At 67.6% G+C, this 18,698-nt stretch carries 13 protein-coding genes; 7 read left to right on the forward strand and 6 right to left on the reverse strand.

Annotated elements, in window-relative coordinates; genetic code table 11:
- Positions 1–197 precede the first annotated feature (197 nt).
- Both KA383_00695 and KA383_00700 read left to right on the forward strand, forming a co-directional pair.
- Positions 198–683 carry a transposase gene (locus KA383_00695; protein ID MBP7744617.1) on the forward strand — a complete coding sequence of 162 codons (486 nt, stop codon included), beginning with the start codon at positions 198–200 and terminating at the stop codon, positions 681–683.
- Positions 684–822: 139 nt separating this feature from the next.
- Positions 823–2,505 carry a M2 family metallopeptidase gene (locus KA383_00700; GenBank protein MBP7744618.1) on the forward strand — a complete coding sequence of 561 codons (1,683 nt, stop codon included), beginning with the start codon at positions 823–825 and terminating at the stop codon, positions 2,503–2,505.
- Between the two features lie 113 nt (positions 2,506–2,618).
- On the opposite strand, the gene KA383_00705 is transcribed toward KA383_00700, so the two are convergent.
- From KA383_00705 to KA383_00715, 3 genes are all read right to left on the reverse strand, one after another.
- Positions 2,619–2,987 carry a hypothetical protein gene (locus tag KA383_00705; GenBank protein ID MBP7744619.1) on the reverse strand — a complete coding sequence of 123 codons (369 nt, stop codon included), beginning with the start codon at positions 2,985–2,987 and terminating at the stop codon, positions 2,619–2,621.
- A 23-nt stretch (positions 2,988–3,010) separates the two neighbouring features.
- Complete coding sequence (locus KA383_00710; GenBank protein ID MBP7744620.1) at positions 3,011–4,012, reverse strand: NAD(P)-dependent alcohol dehydrogenase; 1,002 nt, start codon at positions 4,010–4,012, stop codon at positions 3,011–3,013.
- A gap of 88 nt (positions 4,013–4,100) precedes the next feature.
- The gene (locus tag KA383_00715; protein MBP7744621.1) at positions 4,101–6,083 is read right to left on the reverse strand and encodes a DNA topoisomerase VI subunit B; all 1,983 of its coding nucleotides are present in this window, start codon (positions 6,081–6,083) and stop codon (positions 4,101–4,103) included.
- A gap of 118 nt (positions 6,084–6,201) precedes the next feature.
- Here KA383_00715 and KA383_00720 point away from each other — a divergent pair, with 118 nt between their 5' ends.
- The 5 genes from KA383_00720 to KA383_00740 all read left to right on the forward strand — a co-directional run bounded on the left by KA383_00720 (position 6,202) and on the right by KA383_00740 (position 9,782).
- Positions 6,202–6,477 (forward strand): YhbY family RNA-binding protein, encoded by a 276-nt coding sequence (locus tag KA383_00720; GenBank protein ID MBP7744622.1) that lies wholly within the window; start codon positions 6,202–6,204, stop codon positions 6,475–6,477.
- Between the two features lie 55 nt (positions 6,478–6,532).
- A complete protein-coding gene (locus KA383_00725; protein MBP7744623.1) occupies positions 6,533–6,901 on the forward strand; it encodes a PilZ domain-containing protein in 369 nt (122 codons plus the stop codon).
- Positions 6,902–7,007: 106 nt separating this feature from the next.
- On the forward strand, positions 7,008–8,003 hold the full coding sequence (locus KA383_00730; protein ID MBP7744624.1) for a polyprenyl synthetase family protein: 996 nt from the start codon (positions 7,008–7,010) through the stop codon (positions 8,001–8,003).
- Positions 8,004–8,070: 67 nt separating this feature from the next.
- Positions 8,071–9,168, forward strand: a complete 1,098-nt coding sequence (locus KA383_00735; GenBank protein ID MBP7744625.1) for a UDP-N-acetylglucosamine--N-acetylmuramyl-(pentapeptide) pyrophosphoryl-undecaprenol N-acetylglucosamine transferase — start codon at positions 8,071–8,073, stop codon at positions 9,166–9,168.
- Between the two features lie 149 nt (positions 9,169–9,317).
- Positions 9,318–9,782 (forward strand): Rrf2 family transcriptional regulator, encoded by a 465-nt coding sequence (locus KA383_00740; protein ID MBP7744626.1) that lies wholly within the window; start codon positions 9,318–9,320, stop codon positions 9,780–9,782.
- Between the two features lie 145 nt (positions 9,783–9,927).
- Here the strand turns inward: KA383_00740 and KA383_00745 are convergent, their stop codons facing one another.
- The 3 genes from KA383_00745 to KA383_00755 form a co-directional block, all read right to left on the reverse strand.
- Positions 9,928–13,083, reverse strand: a complete 3,156-nt coding sequence (locus KA383_00745) for a hypothetical protein (protein ID MBP7744627.1) — start codon at positions 13,081–13,083, stop codon at positions 9,928–9,930.
- Between the two features lie 135 nt (positions 13,084–13,218).
- The gene (locus tag KA383_00750; GenBank protein ID MBP7744628.1) at positions 13,219–15,678 is read right to left on the reverse strand and encodes a trypsin-like peptidase domain-containing protein; all 2,460 of its coding nucleotides are present in this window, start codon (positions 15,676–15,678) and stop codon (positions 13,219–13,221) included.
- Between the two features lie 427 nt (positions 15,679–16,105).
- Entirely contained in the window at positions 16,106–18,685 is a 2,580-nt protein-coding gene (locus KA383_00755; GenBank protein MBP7744629.1) for a trypsin-like peptidase domain-containing protein, read from the reverse strand.
- Positions 18,686–18,698: the final 13 nt, after the last annotated feature.

Here is an 18,698-nt window from a genome sequence, read left to right on the forward strand (position 1 = left end):
CCCGCAGCGCCAGCAAGGGCCACCGCGCAGCGCGACAGAATCCGAGCCCGCAGCGCCAGCAAGGGCCACCGCGCAGCGCGACAGAATCCGAGCCCGCAGCGCCAGCAAGGGCCACCGCGCAGCGCGACAGAATCCGAGCCCGCAGCGCCAGCAAGGGCCACCGCGCAGCGCGATGGCATCCAGAAACCGGGGCCCCCATGACCACCCCGCTTGCCTACCTGCTTACCTGGACCTGCTACGGCACCTGGCTCCACGGCGACGAGCGCGGCTCGGTCGACGCCGATCACAACGCCCCAGACTCGCCATTTCTCCCACCCAACCCGGCACGTCTGAACAGCCGCACCGTCAGCCTGCGTTGCCCCCCTGCCAGGCTGGACGCCGCCAGCCGCCAAATCGTGCGCGACACTGTGATCGCCCACTGCAACCACCGCGACTGGACCCTGCACGCCCTGAACGTGCGCTCCAACCACGTGCACGCCGTCATTTCCTGCGGCGTGCCGCCAGAGCAAGCACTGGCCGAACTCAAGGCTTGGACGACGCGGCGTTTACGCGAATCGGGTCATTTCGGCCCGCGTGACAATGTATGGACCGAGGGTGGCAGCCGGCGGTACGTGTGGCACAGCGCCAGTCTGCGGCGCGCAGTGGAATATGTAATGGACACTCAGGGTGATGACCTGAGTTGAGCCGCGGCGCGAATCGCTGCACGTCGCACATAGCGCTCCGCAGGTCCCTCGCTTGCGCTTCGGGCTCGGATTTACGGCGCCGCACAACGCGCCTCCCGCTACAATCCCTGCTTCAGAACTCGTTCCCTGGAGAACCGCCATGCCCAAGTGCGCGCTGCTCGCCATCCTGCTCGTCACCACCATGGCTACCGGCCAGACCGCTCAGAACGACGCCCACCAGCGCTTCGCCGCCCTGCGTGACGCCTACCTGGCGAAATTCAAGCCGCTCTTCCTCGAATCCGAAACCGCGTGGTGGGAGGCCAACATCACCGGCGCCGACGCCGCCTATGCGCGGAAGACGGCCGCCGACCAGGCCCTCGTCGACCTGCACAGCGACCACGCCGTCTTTGCCCAATTGAAGGAGCTGAAGGAAGCCGGCGGCGTTACCGACCCCACCCTCCGCCGCGAGTTGGACGTGGTGTATCGCTCGTTCCTCGCCGGCCAGGCCGATCCGCAACTGCAGAAACAGATCGTCGCGCTCGAAAACGACGTCGAGCAGATCTTCAACACGCACCGCAGCCCGGTCGGCGACAAGATCCTGACCGAAAACGAGGTCCGCGACATCCTCGCCAACAGCACGAAATCCGCCGATGTCGAGGCCGCCTGGAAGGGTTACATGGAGGTCGGTCGCAAGGCCGACGAGAAACTCCGCCGGCTCGTCCAGCTCCGCAACGAGAAGGCCCGCCAGCTCGGCTTCCCAGACTTCTTCACTCTCAGCCTCGCCCTTCAGGAAATCGACCAGGCCGAGTTGTTCAAGCTCTTCGACGAACTCGATGCCCTGACGCGCGAGCCCTTCGCCCAGCTCAAGGCCGACCTGGACAAGGAGCGCGCCGCCCGCTTCGGTATCCCCGTGGCCGAGCTGCGCCCCTGGCACTTCGGCGACCTCTTCTTCCAGGAAGCCCCCGCCAGCACCGAGGTCGACCTCGACGGGCTCTTCAAGGACGCCGACCTGCTCGCGCTCTCAAAAACGTACTACGCCAGCATCGGCCTGCCCGCCAACGACATCCTCGCCCGCAGCGACCTGTACGAAAAGCCCGGCAAGTGCCCGCACGCGTTCTGCTCCGACCTCGACCGCGCCGGCGACATCCGCGTCCTCGCCAATCTCCAGCCCAATATCTACTGGGCCAACACCATCCTGCACGAACTCGGCCACGGCGTATACGACAAGTACATCCACCCCGACGTGCCGTTCCTGCTGCGCACGGCGTCCCACGGCATCACCACCGAGGGCATCGCCGAGCTCTTCGGCGCGCTCGTCAAGAACGAGGAGTGGCTCCAGCAAGTCCTCGGCCTCGACGCTGACACCGTCGCTCGCATCGGCCCCGCTGTCCGTAAATCCCTCCGCACCGAGCGCCTGATGTTCAGCCGCTGGGCCCAGGTCATGCTCCGCTTCGAACAGGGCATGTACACCAAGCCCGACCAGGACCTCGGCCGGCTCTGGTGGGACCTCAAGCAGCGTTATCAACTGCTCAGCCCGCCCGAATCGGTCGCGCGCCCGGACTACGCCGCCAAGGTCCACGTCCTCACGACGCCCGTGTACTACCACAACTACATGATGGGCGAGCTCTTCGCCGCGCAGGTCCGCCACGCGCTCGCCCGTGAAGTCGGCGGTAAGCTCGACGCGCAGCGGACCAGTTTCTATGACCACCCCCAGGTCGGCGCGTTTCTGCGCGATAAGGTCTTCGGCCCCGGCAACCTCTACGCGTGGCACGACCTCACGCAGCGCGCCACCGGCGAACCCCTGACCGCCAGATACTTCGCGGCAGACCTCGCGGCGAAGTAGTCAATTCATGTTGTACCGGCTGCGTGGCACGACCAGCGTGGAACAGGCCGGGTGGCACGGGCGTCTCGCCCGTCACTGATGCCATGTGGTATGGGCGTCCCGCCCGTCATCAATCATCCCCGCTCCGCGTACACCGCGTCCGCCGGATACGCAATGAACTCGATCCAGCGCTCGCCCGGCGCCGCGAGATAGAAGCTCCGCGTCCGATCGCGATGCGTTCGGATCTTGCCGCCATGCTGCGCAGCAAGCCGTTCGAGCTCCGCCTCCGACACGCGCCAGGCAATGTGGTCCGGATGATGGCCCTGCTGAATGAACGCGAGCTTCGTACCCGCCGCCTCAACAAACGCCCACGTCGCATCCTGGTACAGCACGCGGCAGCCGGGCACCATCCGCTGATACCAGCTCACCGCCGCGGCCACATCCGCCACCTGCTGCGCTACGTGATCGAATACTGGGCCGTTCGCTACATCCTCGCCGGGCATGGCATGATCTCCCGCGACGTCGCTCAGTTCGCCAGTACGACGCGATACCGCGCCTCGTTGCGCCGCACACGCGTAATGGCCGCGTTCACCTCCGCCATCGGCATGACTTCCGTACGCGACTGCACCCCGTGCCGCGCCGCCAGCGCCAGCATCTCGCGCATCAGCGTCCGGCTGCCGATCGCGCTGCCCCGCACCGCGTACCGCCCAACGATCAACGCCATCGGCGATACGTTGACCGTCCCCGGCGATGCCCCCACCAGGCAGAGCGTGCCCTTCTTGCGCAGCAGCGGCAGCCACGTATCCGCGTCGAGCGGCGCCGTGATCGTCGAGAGCAGGAAATCCAGCGCGCCGGCGGCGCCGGCCATCTGCTTCATGTCGCGGCTGTGCACGAAATGCGTCGCGCCAAGCTGGCGCGCCTCCGCCTCCTTGTCCGGCGTTGTCGAGAACGCCGTCACCTCACAGCCGAGCGCCCGCGCGAACTGAATCGCCAGGTGCCCCAGCCCACCCACGCCGATGATGCCCACGCGGCTGGTCGCCGCCGCGCCCTGCCGCAGCGGCGTATACACCGTGATGCCGGCGCACAACAGCGGGGCGGCGTTCTCCGATGCAAGCCCGGCCGGAATCGGATGCACGAACCGGCTGTCCAGGCGGATCGCCGCGGCAAACCCACCCGGCCGCCCGACGCAGGTAGCCTCCTCGCGCGGACAGCAGGTCTCATCGCCGCCGACGCACCATTCACACTGGAGGCAGGCGCCCGATTGCCACCCGACGCCGACGCGCTGCCCAATCGCGACCTCCGTGACGGCCGGCCCGCGCTCGCGCACCACGCCGATCACTTCGTGCCCGGGGATCAGCGGGTAGTTGCTGACCTGCCAGTCGTTATCGATCAGGTGAATATCGCTGTGACACAGCCCGCAGTGCGTGACCGCCAGCTCCACATCGAACGGGCCGAGCGGTGCGGGCTCATACGCGAACGGCTTGAGCACCGCGCCGCGCTCCATCGCCGCGTAACACTTGATCGCCATGTATGCGCCTCCTATGGGTCGGCGGCCTGCCGACTCCCCCGATCATAGGCAGACCCCCCGCGCGCCGCATGCGATCGATGCACGGCGACTACTTCCGCCGCCGGCGCTTGCCACGACCGGTTTCGCCCCCGTTGCCCTCTTCCTCGAAAAGATCCTCCGGCACCGCGACAGCTTCGTTTTCCGGCACAATCACCGTGCTGTCGTCGCCGGTCAGCTCGTCGCGCTCCTCTTCGGCGGTCCTTTCCATCGGCTTGCCATTCTCGTCCAGCTCGACGTCCGCGTCCGCTGTCCGGCGTTTCGCGATCGCCTGCAGGTCCTTCAGCAGCCGCTCCGCACTCTGCCCCGTCAGATTCGCCAGCGCCTCCGCCACATCCGGAATGTACCGGCCGAAGATGTTGCGCCGCTCGCTCTCCAGGCGTTGCCGCCGCCGCCGCCGCACGTACGCCGCCAGCTTGCGCCCGCATTCCTGCAGCGCGAGCTTCATCTCCTTGCGAATCTCGTCGTAGTCGGCGATGGCTTCCTTGCTCTCGCTCGTGAACGGCACCCACACGCTGGCCATGTGGATCATCACGACCAGCGGCCCGACCGGCAGCGAACCCGACGGCTGCGACTGGCCATAATTCCGCCAATCCACATCGAGCACGCTCTTGTACGCCGCACACGCCGACTGCTGGTACAAGAGCGGTACGCGGTTCGCGAAGCGGATCACCCGCGCGCCCTGGTCAGCCGGCAGATTGCCGCCGTACGCCAGCGCAATCTCGATCTGGAACGGATTACCGCGGTACACCGCCGGATCGCGCGTCGTCGCGGTGAAGAACTCCGCCTTCACCTCTTTGAGCAGGCCGGCCAGCAGGTTGCGGACCCCGATCGGCGCCAGGCAATCGGTCGGCGGCGCCATGAACTTCACACCCTGCATCGCCTCGTAGAGCTTTTCGACCTCGTGCGTGCCAATCTGGCTGGGCGACGCCTTCGGGCTGAGGTTCGCCGCGGCACAGATCGCCGCCGCCCCCGCCGCCGACACGCGGCAGAACTCGCGCTGCAGGAAACCGGCCAGCTTCACGCCCTTGGCTTCCTTCAGCATCTTCATCAGCACGCCCAGCTCGATGCCGTGCGGGTGCGGCATGATCTCGCGCGTCTCCGCCGGCAGGTCCTGCGTGCCGCGCGGAAACTCGCGGTGCTCCGGCACCGGCGAGATGTAATGAATGATCGCGTGCGGGTTGGCAATCGCGGTCTGCTCGATGTACTCGTCGACCGACTGCCGGCCCTTGGAGTAGCTCGCCACCAGCTCGATCGTGACTTCCGTGCCCTGCTCCCAGGGCACGTCGACGGTTTCTTCCAGGATCACGTCCGCCCGGTTCTTGGCGGTGTCCATCTGAATCTGGAAGTGGTGCGCCTCCTTCTTTGGACTGGTGCGCGACGTGATGTGCACGCTCTTGCCGGTCGTGAGCAGGCCGTACATGCCGGCGGCGGAAATGCCGATGCCCTGCTGGCCGCGCGACATCTTCAGGCGGTGGAACTTCGAGCCGTACAGCAGCTTGCCAAAGATGTTCGGAATCTGCGCGCGGACGATGCCCGGACCGTTGTCGCGCACCGTGACCCGGAAACGCTCCTCGGCAAGCTGATCGATCGTCACGTGCAGCTCGGGCAGAATCCCCGCTTCTTCGCACGCGTCCAGACTGTTGTCCACGGCCTCTTTCACGGTCGTCAGCAAAGCCTTGCGCTTGTTGTCGAACCCGAGCAGGTGCCGGTTCTTGGCGAAGAACTCGGACACGGAAATGTCGCGCTGCTGCGCTGCCAGCGTCTCCGCCGTGACCACGCGCGTCCGCGGTTTGCGGGCCGGCTTCGCGGGCGGCGCAGTCTCGGACGCCGCCTCAGGCGCAACCGCTGGAGCCTTCCGCGCAGCCACTTTCGGCTGGCGCGCGGCCGACTTCGGCGATTCGGCCTTCGCGACGGGATCCTCATCGTCGTCGGCACCCGGCTCCCAGGCCGGCTGGCTGACCGAACCGACCGGGATATGGCGTTGCGGAGCCAAATCGAACAGCGTGGGACTATCGTGTGAGCGCGTTTTCATTTCGGGTAAACTGGCCATCCCTGGCTCCACGTCGGCTGATTCGTAACGCACAACATATGGTAGCGGGATCGCGGGACGTGTACAGTGGGCGGTGGCGGCTGGCTCCGCGAGGTGTTGCGTGTCTCTTACTGCCAAGGAACGTCGGGCACTCCGTGCCGCCGGACATCACCTCCAGCCGGCCGTCAGCCTCGCGGCCGCGGAACTCTCCGAGTCCGCCCTCGCTCACGTCCGGGCCAGCTTCTCCGGTCGGCCCCTCGTGAAGGTGCGCGTCAACGCCGATAGTGTCGTAGAGTGTGACGCGCTGGCCCGAGAGCTGACGCAGCGCGTGCCGTGCGAGCTGGTCCAGCGCATCGGTCACGTCCTGTTGCTCTTCCGGCGTCCGGCCGCGGATTAGACCGCCGCGCACCCTCGGGCGCGGCTTTTGCGCCGGCCTTAAGGAGACTGTCAGCGTGGATGTGCAGACAACGCCCCGGGCACAATGGCTCAAGATTATCAGCCGCTTTCCGGTGGAACCCAGCCCCGAGCATCGGCGCAGCGAGGTGCGGCACGATGTGGCCCTGGGGTCGGTGCAGGTGGCCTACGAGAAGAACGGCCGTCCCACCCTCGCCGGCGGCAAGGTGCTGAACGTATCCGCCAAGGGCGTGCTGCTGCGGCTGAGCGCACGCATGGACAACGGCACCGTCGTGCTGCTGCGGGCGCACCTGGGCGACGAGAGCGTCGTGCTGGTCGGTCGCGTCAGCCACTGCACGGAAACCGTGGGTGCGTTCAAGCTCGGCGTCACGCTGGATTTCGCCAAGGCCGGCAAAGCCGTGCGGTAGACCGGGCGGTTTTCAATCCTTCTGAAACTTCAGCACAAGCTGGACAAGCGACACCGCGCGCCAGACACTCGACAGTGGTGGCGAAGCCGATTGGTGGAGAGACACCGTGCGGGTCGACGCGCTGTCCGGTGCCCTGCGTCTGGCCGAACTGTACGCGCCCATCGCCGACGAGCTCAAGCAGAGCCGCCGCATCCTCGCGGACGAGCTGATCAGCGACCAGACGCGCATCAGCGACCTGTGCCAGCACGTCGCCCAATTCCACGGCAAAATGCTGCGCCCCGCGCTCCTCCTCCTGGCCGGCAAGGCCTGCGGCGCGCTGCGGCCGGCCCACCCCGTGCTGGCGGCGGTAGTCGAACTCGTGCACATCGCCACGCTCGTGCATGACGATGTGCTCGATGAGGCCGACATCCGCCGGCGGGCCGCCACGGTGAATCGCCTGTGGGGCAACGGGCGCGCCGTGCTGATGGGGGACTTCCTGTACAGCCACGCCTATCACCTGTGCAGCGGCCTGCAGTCGCAGTTCGCCGCCCGCTTGATCGGCCAGACCGCGGTCACGACGTGCGAAGGCGAGATGATGCAGGTCGCCAACCGCGGCAACACCGCGCTGACCGAGGGCGAGTACTGCGACATCATCACGCGCAAGACCGCGGTGCTCGTGGAAGCCTGCTGCCACCTCGGCGCGTACTACGCCGAGGCCGACGCCGACACGGTGCGCCACCTGCGCACGTTCGGCCGCGCGCTGGGCATCGCCTTCCAGATCGTCGACGACCTGCTCGATCTCACCGGCGACGAGTCGGAGGTGGGCAAGTCGCTGGGGCGCGACGTGGACGAGGGCGAGCTGACCCTGCCGCTGATTCACTTCCTGCGCACCGCAACGCCGCGCCGGCGCGCCCGCCTGCTCACGCTGCTCGGCAGCGTGGACCCCCAGCGCTACCGCGAGGTGGCCACGCTGCTGCGCGATTCCGACAGCATCGCCTACGCTCAGAACGTCGCGCACGAGCACATCGCCACAGCCCGTACCGCCCTGGCCGCGCTGCCCCCGTCACCCGCACGTGACAGCCTGAGCACCATGGCGGAGTTCGTCCTCGCCCGGCGACAGTAACACTGCTCTGCGCTTCGAGACGGCGATCACGTGCGGCGCGTCGCCCCGGGGACTATCATGCCACCCCATGAGCGCGGCACACTACGTCTTCGCCGGCGGCGGCACTGGCGGGCATCTGTATCCCGGCTTGGCCGTGGCGGACGCACTCCGGCAACAGGCCCCGGACGCGGACATCACGTTCTTCACCACGACGCGCACCCTCGACCGCGACCTCCTCGCCTCCACGCCCTATCATCAGGTCACGCAGCCCGTGCAACCCCTCACGCTCCACCCGCTGCGCCTGCCCGGGTTCTGGCTCGCCTGGCGACGCAGCGTGGCCGCGGCGCGCGCGGCGTTTCTGCGGTGTCGACCGGCCGCCGTGCTGGGCCTGGGTGGCTATGCTGCGGGTCCGCCAGTCGTAGCCGCGCGATCGTTGGGCATTCGCACCGCGATCCTGAACCCGGACGCCGTCCCCGGCCGGGCAAACCGCCACCTCGCGAAGTACGCCGACCTGGTCGTACTCCAATGGGACGTCTCGCGCGCTCACTTTCGCCCCGGCACCAACTGCCAGACCTTCGGCTGCCCGATCCGCGCCGAATTTGCCTCCGCCGACGCCGCCGAAGGCCGCCGCCGATTCGAACTTGATCCGACCCGCCCGGTCCTGCTCGTGACCGGCGCGTCGCAGGGCGCCCATACCGTCAACGAAGCCATGCTGCGCGTTTGGCCTGCCTTCCACGCCGCCCATCCTGAATGGCAGCTTCTGCACCTGACCGGACCGGCGGACGAAGCCGGCGTACGGACTTCCTACGACGCCGCCGGTCACTCTGCGCGCGTCCTCAGCTTCACGCCCGAAATGCCGCTGGCGCTTGCGGCAGCAGACCTGATCGTCTCGCGAGCCGGCGCGTCGACCCTGGCCGAGCTGACGCTGCTTGGTCGGCCATCGATCCTGCTGCCGTACCCCTACCACCGCGACCGACACCAGCACGCCAACGCTCAGGTTCTGGTCGCTCAGGGTGCCGCGGCGCTGCTCGAGGACCAGTTGCGACCGGAACTGAACGCCGGCCCATTGCGCGCCGCCCTGGAGCGAATCGCCGATCCCGCGGTGCGGACGCCAATGGGCCGAGCCGCGGCCGGCCTCGGGCGGAAGACGGCGGCGGCAGATGTCGCCGCCTGGCTACTGAGGTAACGGGTGGGCCGGGCGTTACCGTTCCCGCGGAAGCGTCGTAAGCCCGCCGCAGACCAGATCGCCGCGCACTTTTTCAACTCGCGCTTGACGCGACGCAAAAACGCGCTAACGTGGGTATGAATGCACGGATATCCACAGGGAGGTGTGTGGTGATCAGTCAGACAACCGAGTACGCCTTGCGGGCCGTCGTGTGGTTAGCCGCCAATCCCGAAAAACCGTTGACCGCCCAGCAGATCGCCGACGCCACGCGGGTGCCGGCGGGCTATCTGGCCAAGGTCCTCCAGGGCCTCAGCCGCGCCGGCCTGCTGCATTCCCAGCGTGGCCTCGGCGGCGGGTTCATCCTGGCACGGCCGCCCTCATCGCTGACGATGTGGGAGGTTGTGCAGGCGGTCGACCCGATCCGCCGGATCGAGACCTGCCCTCTCGGCTTCGAAGCTCACGCCGCGCAGCTCTGCCCGCTGCACAAGCAGCTCGACGACGCGATCGCGACGGTTGAGAAGGCGTTCACCGCCTGCAAAATCAGCAAACTCATCGACCCGACGCACCCGTCGTCACCGCTGTGCGCGTATTTGCCCAAGGGCAAGGGCGCCAACGGCAAGCGTCCCAAACGCTAGCCGGCCGCGGGGAGGGCTCGGGCGCATGAGCTTCCGTGGCACGGTCTGGCGCAGCCAGGCCGTGACTTCTTGCACGTCCGGGTAGCTCTGTCTGGCACCGCCGCGCCGTGGCCATCACTCGAGATTCCACCACTCGCGCGCCGCACTACGGCGCCCCCGCCAGCAGCGCCACGAACGGGTTGATATCGCCGAAGCCCACGCTGCCATCGCCATTGATGTCACCGTTCAGCGGCGGACAGCCCGGATGCTCCGCCTGCCACCCCGCCGGATCGGTGAGCAGCAGCACAAACGGGTTGATGTCGGCGAAGTTCACCGCGCCGTCGCAGTTGAGATCACCAGCCAGCACCGCCGCGTCGCATTCGTCCGGGATGCCATTACCGTTCGCGTCGACTGACGTCCCGCTCGCGATGTCACACGCATCCAGCACGCCGTTGCCGTTGCAGTCGTGCCCGGCGAGTTCGCACTCGTCGGGGACGGCGTTGCCGTTGCAGTCGTTCGCCCCGCCGCCCGGCACCAGGCCGAGCAGCTCGATGTCGTCGATGTTCCAGCCCGAGTACGCCCACGCACCGCTGTTTACTTTGTAGCCCCAGCGGATGTACACGGTCGCCTGCTGGTCCGCGGTCGCGGCGAGGTCGCACTGTTGCGTGGACCAGGCATTCTCCCGGATAACCACGCCGCCGTTCGTCCACGCCTGTACCCACTGGCTGCCATCGCGCGACACCTCGATCGTGTCCGTCACGTACGGGTGGTAATCGCTGTTCAGCCAGCGGCGGTACTGCAGTGTCGTCTGTCGCATCCTCCGCAAATCAAGCGGCCCAAGCGTCACGTAGTACGGTCCACCATACGCAACGGAGTAATCGCCATTCAGGTTCACGCCGTACACGTTGGGCCCGGTCGCCCCACTGGTCGGATCGGGGTACCCGTGCGCCCCGCCCTGCCCGGTCGGCTGACCGTACGCCCACTCGCCCGTCACCAGCCATCCTGGGTCGGTGTCAAGCGGGAAGCTCAGCCGCGCCGCGACCAGCCCGACCTCGCAGTCATCCGGAATGCCATTCGTGTTGCAGTCAGCACTCGTGCCCGCCACCAGGTCGCATTCATCCGGTATGAGGTTCTCGTTGCAGTCCGGGCTGGACCCGTTGTACAGCTCGCAGAAATCCAGCACGCCGTTGCCGTTGCAGTCCTCCTGCGCCTGGCACTCGTCGGGCACCTCGTCCTGGTTGCAGTCCGCGCTCGTGCCGTCGCTGATGTCCACCATGTCCGGCACGCCGTTGCCGTTGCAGTCCACCGGCGGGGTCAGCACCAGCGTCGCGATGTATGTGCCCCAGATGTCGCTCGCGTGCCCGTACTCCTGGATCGTCCAGAAGGTGAGCTGGTCCACCGGGTCCAACGTCGTGTAGCTGTAGTCGCCCCAGCGATTGCGGCCATAGCTGTCAATGTTGTTCTGCGCGCCCGTGCCTTCCTTGAACTGCACCGGCGGCGCCATCTGCCCGGCCGGATCGCTCGCCAGCCGCCCGGTGTAGTAGCACCCGGCATACTGGCTCGCGTTCGACCCCGTGAAGCCCATCACCGCGTCGCCCGCCTGATTCACCATGATCGACGGGAAGTAGTAGTGCAGACTGCTGTCCGCCACGTTCCCCCACTGCACCAGCGCCAGCGTCGCCGGGTTGATCTGGTACCACCGGCACCCGGCCCGCCCGCTCACGTCGATCGTGTGGCAAGTCCACAGCGATCCCGCGCGATACACCGCCATCATCAGCCGATCGTCCACCGTGTTCAGCGGCGTCGAACTGCCCTGCGCGGGTGCGTTCGGCGGGTCGCTGAAGCTCGGCACTGTCACCATCCCGACCTCGGCCAGAGTCGGCGCCGTCAGCGGCGGATTGATCCGCCGCACGCGCAGCGACGAGGAACTCGCCCACGACACCAGGTACTCGCCCGAGGGCGCGCCGTACGTGTGCGCTGGCTGGATCGCGCCCTCCCACGGCAGGTTGCGGAACGCGGTGATCGTGCCCAGGCTCGGCGACGGTGCCACCAGCGGCGCCTTGTCGATCGCAAAGATCGTCATCCCGCTGCCGCCCCCCACCATGTACGCCGCCGTATAGATCCCGTGCTGATCCACGCCCAGCGTCGGGTAGTCCGGCCACTTGCCGGCGTCCGCCCCCTGCGCCGTTACGAAACTCGTCTTGAACCAGCTCCCCATCGGGTTGTTGGTCAGCGACACGGCCAGAAAGACCGTCGCCGTCGCGCTGAAATCCGTGACGATCACCACCCAGCGCCCGCTGTGATGATCGTACAGCACGCGCGGATCGCCGTTCGAGCCGGGCAGAAACGAGCCCAGCAGAATGTTCATCAGCTCGGCCCCGTTCGCCTTGTTGTACACCGCGAAGTTGCGGTTCACCGTCTCCACGTAGTGGTTTGGCCCCACGGCCCCGTCCGTGTCCGGCGGATAGCTCATCGAGCCCGCATCGCCGCGAATGACTCCCTGGAACTTCGAGATCAGCGCCGGCGCGGTCGCCCGCATGCCGGAAGGCCCGGCTTCGTCGCGCGGGGCGCCGGGCTCATCGAGCCGGTAGCCCGGCGGCGCGAGCGGGCCATGCACCGCCTGGTCGGCCGCGAAGTCGCCCCGGCCCGTCTCCCAGATCAGGCCCGCGTACCCGCTGTCCGTCAGCTTCGTGTCATACGGCAGATCGTCGAAGTCCACCACGACGGTCTGCGTCTGCCCCTGGCCCGTGGTCACGTACGTGAGATCGTCCAGCGCATACCACCCCCCGCCGCGCAGCACCGGCACGGAGATAATCTCAATCCGATCCACGCCGCGCAGGTCCAGCGGCACCCAGCGCGGCGTGTCGCCGATACCATCAAACCAGTCCGTCTCCTGCACCAGCGCGCCATCGCGGTACCCCAGAGCGCGCACCGCCGGCGTCCACGCGCCGGCCGCCGCCTGGCCCGCGAAATACGCACCCACCACATCGACCCGCGCGGGGAACCCGATCCCCATCCGCGTGTCGCCCCACTTGTTCACCGCGTGATGCGCACCCGAGTGCGGCGCCGTCGTGGCCCCACGGTTCGGCACCATCCAGACGCCCTGCTCGCCCGGTTTGCGGTCCTTGTCGTTGGCCGGCGGCGGCGCGAGTCGGTCGCGCTCCATCGCGGCCTCCATGCTCTCGACGTACGACGGCCCGTAGGTCGCCGGGTCAAGCCGCTCGCCGGTGATCGTCTCCTGGGCCCAGGCCGCCACCGGGGTCTGCCAGCCGATGACCAGTGCCGCGAGAACCACCGCGCTGATCGAAGTGCGAGTCCACATGTGCCCGTCCTCTTGTGCCGGAATCCGATCTGTCTGCGCACACCCGCCCCCCAACCGGCGCGGGTGCGCGTCGGTGGGGGGCAACCCAATTCACGCTCCGGGCGCGGCCAGTCCGCCGCACCGGGTCACACCAGTTTACCGCTGGCTGAGCAGCATCACGAACGGATTGATGTCGCTGAAGCTGACCGTCCCGTCGCCGTTCACGTCGCCGTTCATCCGGAGGCAGCCCGGGAACTGCACCACGTAGGCGGCCTCGTTGCTGAGCAGCAGCACAAACGGGTTGATATCGCCGAAGCTGACCGTACCGTCGCAATTCAGGTCGCCGGGCGCGTTCTCGCACTCGTCGGGCACGCCGTTCGCATCGTCGTCCCAGCTTGTGCCGCTGCTGATGTCCGTCGCATCCGCGATCCCGTTTGCGTTGCAGTCGATGAGCACCGGCGGCGCAAAGGCCCAGATCTCGATATCGTCGATGTTCCAGCCTGAATATGCGTACGCGCCGTTCGCGATGCGGTAGCCCCACCGCAGCCAGACCTGCGGCTGGTGGTCCGCCACCGCCGCGATGCTGTACGCCTGCTGTGTCCACGCCGCATCCCGCACCAGCGTCGTCCCGTTCGTCCAGACATCGGTCCAGGTCGTGCCGGTGGCCGACACCTGGATCGTGGCGTACGCGTACGGCTGGTAGTCGCTGTTCAGCCAGCGCTGGAACTTGAGCGTCGACTCGGTCGCCCCGCTCAGGTCGAGCGGCCCCATCGTGAGGTAGTAAGGTCCACCGATCGTGGTCGCATAGTCGCCATTCAGGTTCACGCCGTACACGTTCAGGCCCGTCGCGCCCGCCGTCGGGTCCGGGTTGCCGTGCGCCAGGCCGCCCTGGCCGGTCGGCTGCCCGAAGGCCCACTCGCCGGCCGTCATCCAGCCCGGATTGGTGTCCAGCGGGAAGTGGTGGATCCGCGCCGGGAATCCCACCTGGAGATCCACGGTTCGCGTCGTGTCACCGGAGTGGTTCGTCGTGTTCGTGAACGTCACTACGTCGCTGTAGCGCCCCGTGACCAGCGCAGCCGCATTGGCGTTGATCGACACGGTCACGGTCACATGCCCGTTCGCGCCCAGTTGCCCCGCCGCCGGCGAGACCGTCACCCAGTCCGCCAGGTGCCCAACCGTGAAGTCGATCGCGGTCGACGTCGGGTTCGACAGCGAGTACAGGATGCTGTTCGGCGCAAACGGCCCGCCAACTTCGCCCGCCGCATCCAACCCCTGTTCCGGTTCCACCACCAGCCGGCCCGGCCCGAGCGTGTCCACCGTCACTGCGCCGGTGTTGTCGGGGTCGAGCCAGTTGCTCAACCGCGAGGCGTTCGTGCCGCCGCCCGTCCACGACTTCGAGAAGCGCCCGTACCAGTCCGACGAATTGTTGCCGCACGCGGCGTAGCCCCCGTGGAGCTGGCCGACCACGCGGTGATTCTGGTCGAACAGCGGCGAGCCCGACGAGCCCGGCTCCGTCGTGCCGACGTCCCAGTCAATCACGCGGATGTGCGTGCCGTCGCCGGGCACGCTCGTGCCGAGATAGGACGTTGTCGTGCAGGCCTGGTATTCAAAGCTGATGCTCTTCTCGTCGCAGTCGGGATGGTGAATCGCCGTCGCACTGGTGGGGTCGTTCGTGCTGCGGTCCCAGCCCGCATATGTGATGTTCCACGCCGGACTCGGCAGCGAATCGAGCTCCACCAGCGTGAAGTCCGACGCGCTGTACGTGGCGCGGAAATACGAGCCCGTCTGGGACTGACTCAGCGACCCGCCACCGTGCTGCCCGCACGTCGGGCTCTGGAAGTTCCAGTACACCACCAGCGACGCCGCATTGCCGCTCGAGATCCCGCAGTGGTTGGCCGTCATGAAGTACGGCGTCATGTCCTGACGCACGTTGTTCACCATGAAGCCCGTGCAGAACAGGCTCCCGCCCGTCGAGATCACCGCCACCGTCGGGATCTCGTTGCGCCAGTTGTCGCCTTCCGGGCAGATCACGTCGACATTGCAGGCCCCGGACTTGTCCGGCAGCATCTCGCCGAACGCGCGATAGCCGACGTTGATCGCCGTCAGCTCCAGCCGCAGCTCGTCGGCGCCAGCCTTCGGCACCATGACCTGCACAATAATGTCGTCCGCCAGCACGACCGGCGTCCACAGCTCGCCGTGCGCCGCGTTATCGGCGGCGGTGAACGGCGGCAGATCGTAGCTGCCGTCCGCCGCGTATACCCGCAGCTCGCCGCCCGCCGGCATGTAGTACGCCGTGAACCCCAGGTTCAGCGACAGCGCACCGGGCGCGCTGATCCGCAGCCGCCACAGCCGCGCCTGGCCGTCCAGCTCCTCCCAGGTGCCGTCCGTCTCCGGCCGGATGATCGTCTCGTTCGGAATCGCGAACCGCGGCGCCAGACCGGCGGCCTCGCGCGCCGCGTCCTCAGCCTGTACCGCCGCCAGGTCGAGCGCCGGCAACTCCACCACGGCCAATGGCCGCGTCTCGGCCGGCACCTGCGCCGTCGCCGGACTCGGCATCAACACCGCGCCGCCGATCGCCGCGGTCACCACCAGACTGAACCATGCACCTCGCGTCATGTGTTGCTGCCTCCATCGCTCTTGCGGCGGATCCACGGCCGCGCTGGCGCGCGACCGCGCCCTCCAGCCACAACCGTGCCCGCGCGCGTCACGGCCGCACGGCCTGACACCTCGACAACCTCTGGCTTCCAAGCTCAGAATGCGATTCTCCGGCCAGGCCCGGCGCAGCCCAAGACGGCCTGCCCCCACACGGTCAGCCGGGCCACCAGGATATCTTTGCTCACAAATGTCCGCCTTGCCTCACCGGCGGCGCTGATCGCACAACATATGAGTGCGGGCTGCCTCTTCTCTGCTCCGGCGGGTACATTCCGCACCTCTGAGCATAGCGGGCACGCCCGGCCGCTTCAACCCAATCTTCTCCGCGCGACCCCGGCCGACCAGACTTCCTCAACCGGTTTTCAAGCTACTCGGCCCGGGCCCAGCGCGATCAGCGACCACTCAATATCCGCACGAACTCCGTCACATCGCCCAGCGACACGCTTCCGTCGCTATCCATGTCCGCATTCTCATATCGACAGTCCGGATACGTTGACTCGTAGAACGCCCGGCCCTGAATGGCCCGCACGAACGGATTGATGTCGGCGAAATTCACGTGCCCATCGCAATCCAGGTCGCCCGCAGCCCAAACCGTTAGCGCTACCGCCGCGCTAGTCACCTCACCGCAGGCATTCGCGATCACGCAGTCGTAAGCGCCCGCGTCCGAGAGCGAAACCGCTGCAATCGCGCACCTCGGCGCCGTCGCCCCCGCGATGTCCTCGCCGTCCCGGCGCCACTGATAGACCAGCGGCGCCAGCCCGCCCGCCGTCAACTGGAAACTCACGGACTGGCCGACCGTCCGCACCGCCGCCACCGGCGGCACGATCACCACCGGCACGGCGCACGCCGGGATCGCCCAGATCTCCACGTCGTCCAGGTTCCAGCCGGAATACTGGCCGGCCGAATCCGTCGGGCCCATCGTCCACTGCAGATACACCGTCGGCTGATTGTCAGCCTGCGCCGACAGGTCGAACTGCTGATACGTCCACGCCGCGTCCGTCACCTCGGCGGAGTTCTCCCACAAGACCAGCCAATGCACGCCGTCCACACTCAGACGCACCCGCGCCCGGTCGAAGAACGGCTGCTCCACGTTCAGCCACCGCCAGAACCGCAGCGAGACTTGCGAGAGCCCCGAGCAGTTCAGCACGGTCGTCGTCAGCCGCCGCTCCGGCAGCTCGTTCTCGTAGTCGCCGGCCAGGTTGTAGCCGTAGACGTTGTGGCCCGTCTGCCCACTGCTCGGGTCCGGGTGGCCATACTGCCCACCCTCTCCCAACGGCACCCCCCACACCCACAGGCCCTCGGCCAACCAGCCTGGGTCGGTGCTCATGTCCCAGCGCAGTACGGGGTGCGGCCGCCCCACGTACAACACCGCGCTGCGCGTCGTGTCTCCCGCGTGCGCGGTCAGGTTGGTGAACCGCAGCGTGTCGTAATAAACGCCCTCCGACAGCAGATCCGCCGCCGCGTTGACCACGACGGTCACCTCGGCCGTGGCCTGCGGAGCCAAAACGCCGCTTCCGCCCACGACCGTCAGCCACGCCTGCGTGGCGGTGACGCTGTACTCGAATTCGGTGTCGCCCACGTTCTCGAGCGTATACGTGCAACTGCCGGGCAAAAACGGCCCGCCCACGTGTCCGCCGGCATCCAGGCCGCTGGCTGGTGTCACGTGGACTCCCGTCGGCTCGTCGTTCGCCAGCGCATCCAGCGTCAGCACGCCGAGATTGAGCGGATCCAGCCACGTGCGCAACTGTGTCCCGTCGGTCGTCCCGCCCCACCACGAGCGCGCGAAGCGCCCGTACCAGTCCGATTGATCGTTACCGCACGCCGCGTAACCGCCGTGCAACTGACCTACGACGCGCCCATCCTGGTTGAACAAGGGCGACCCCGAGGAGCCGGGCTCCGTCGTGCCCAGATCCCAGTCGATCACGCGGATGTGCGTGCCGTCGCCCGGGCTGCCGAGTCCCAGGTAGCTGGTCGTCGGACAGGCCTGGTAGACGAAGCTGATGCTCTTTTCATCGCAACTGGGATGGTGGATGGCGACCGCGCTGCTGGGCGGATCCTCTGCGCGATCCCAGCCCGCGAACACGACGTCGAATTCCGGGGCCGGCGCGTCGTCCAGCTCCACCAGCGTGAAGTCGGTCACCGAGTACGCGGCGCGCAGCACCGACCCCGTCTGATACTGGCTCAGTGACCCGCCACCCTGCTCACCGCACGTCGGACTCTGGTAGTTCCAGTACACGACCAAGCTCGCCGCGTTCCCGGTCGTCACCCCGCAGTGGTTGGCAGTAATGAAGTACGGCTTCTTGTCCTGCGCCGTGTTGTTGACCAGAAATCCCGAGCAGTAGAGCTGGCCCTCGATCGAGATCACGCCCACCGAGCGGACCTGCACCTGCCAGGGGTCGGCCTCCGGGCACACCACGTCCACATTGCACGTACCCGAACGCTCCAGCGATGCCTCGAACCCGCGATAACCCACATTGATCGCCGTCAACTCGAGCAGCAAGTCGTCCTGCTCCGCCCGCGGCACGCGCACCTCGACAACGATGTCATCCGCCGGCACCACCGGCGTCCACAGTTGCCCGTGCTGCTCGTTGTCCGCGGCCGTGAAGGGCCCGACCTCCGGTTCACCGCGGGCCGCACGCACGCGCAACTCCCCCCCCGCTGGCATGTAATAGGCCGTGAAGCCGAGGTTGAGCGAGCGCGCCCCGGGAGCGTGGATCCGCAATCGCCAGAGCCGAGCGTCGGTCCCCTCATCCGCCCACGTGCCGTCCGTGCTCGGTCGAATCATGACCGCGTGCGCCACCGCGAAACGCGGCGCCAGGCCGGCAGCCTCACGCAGCGCGTCCTCCGCCGCCAGCGCGCGCTCATCCGGCCCCGGCAAACACACGCGGGCAACCTCATCCAGCGCGCGCACCTCTGCCGCAGTCACCCATGCCGCCAGCACAACCAGGCCAAGGCGGGCAAGTCTCGACATGGGCCGGGCTCTC

This window comes from Phycisphaerae bacterium (genome assembly GCA_017999985.1).
Lineage (GTDB): Bacteria > Planctomycetota > Phycisphaerae > UBA1845 > Fen-1342 > JAGNKU01.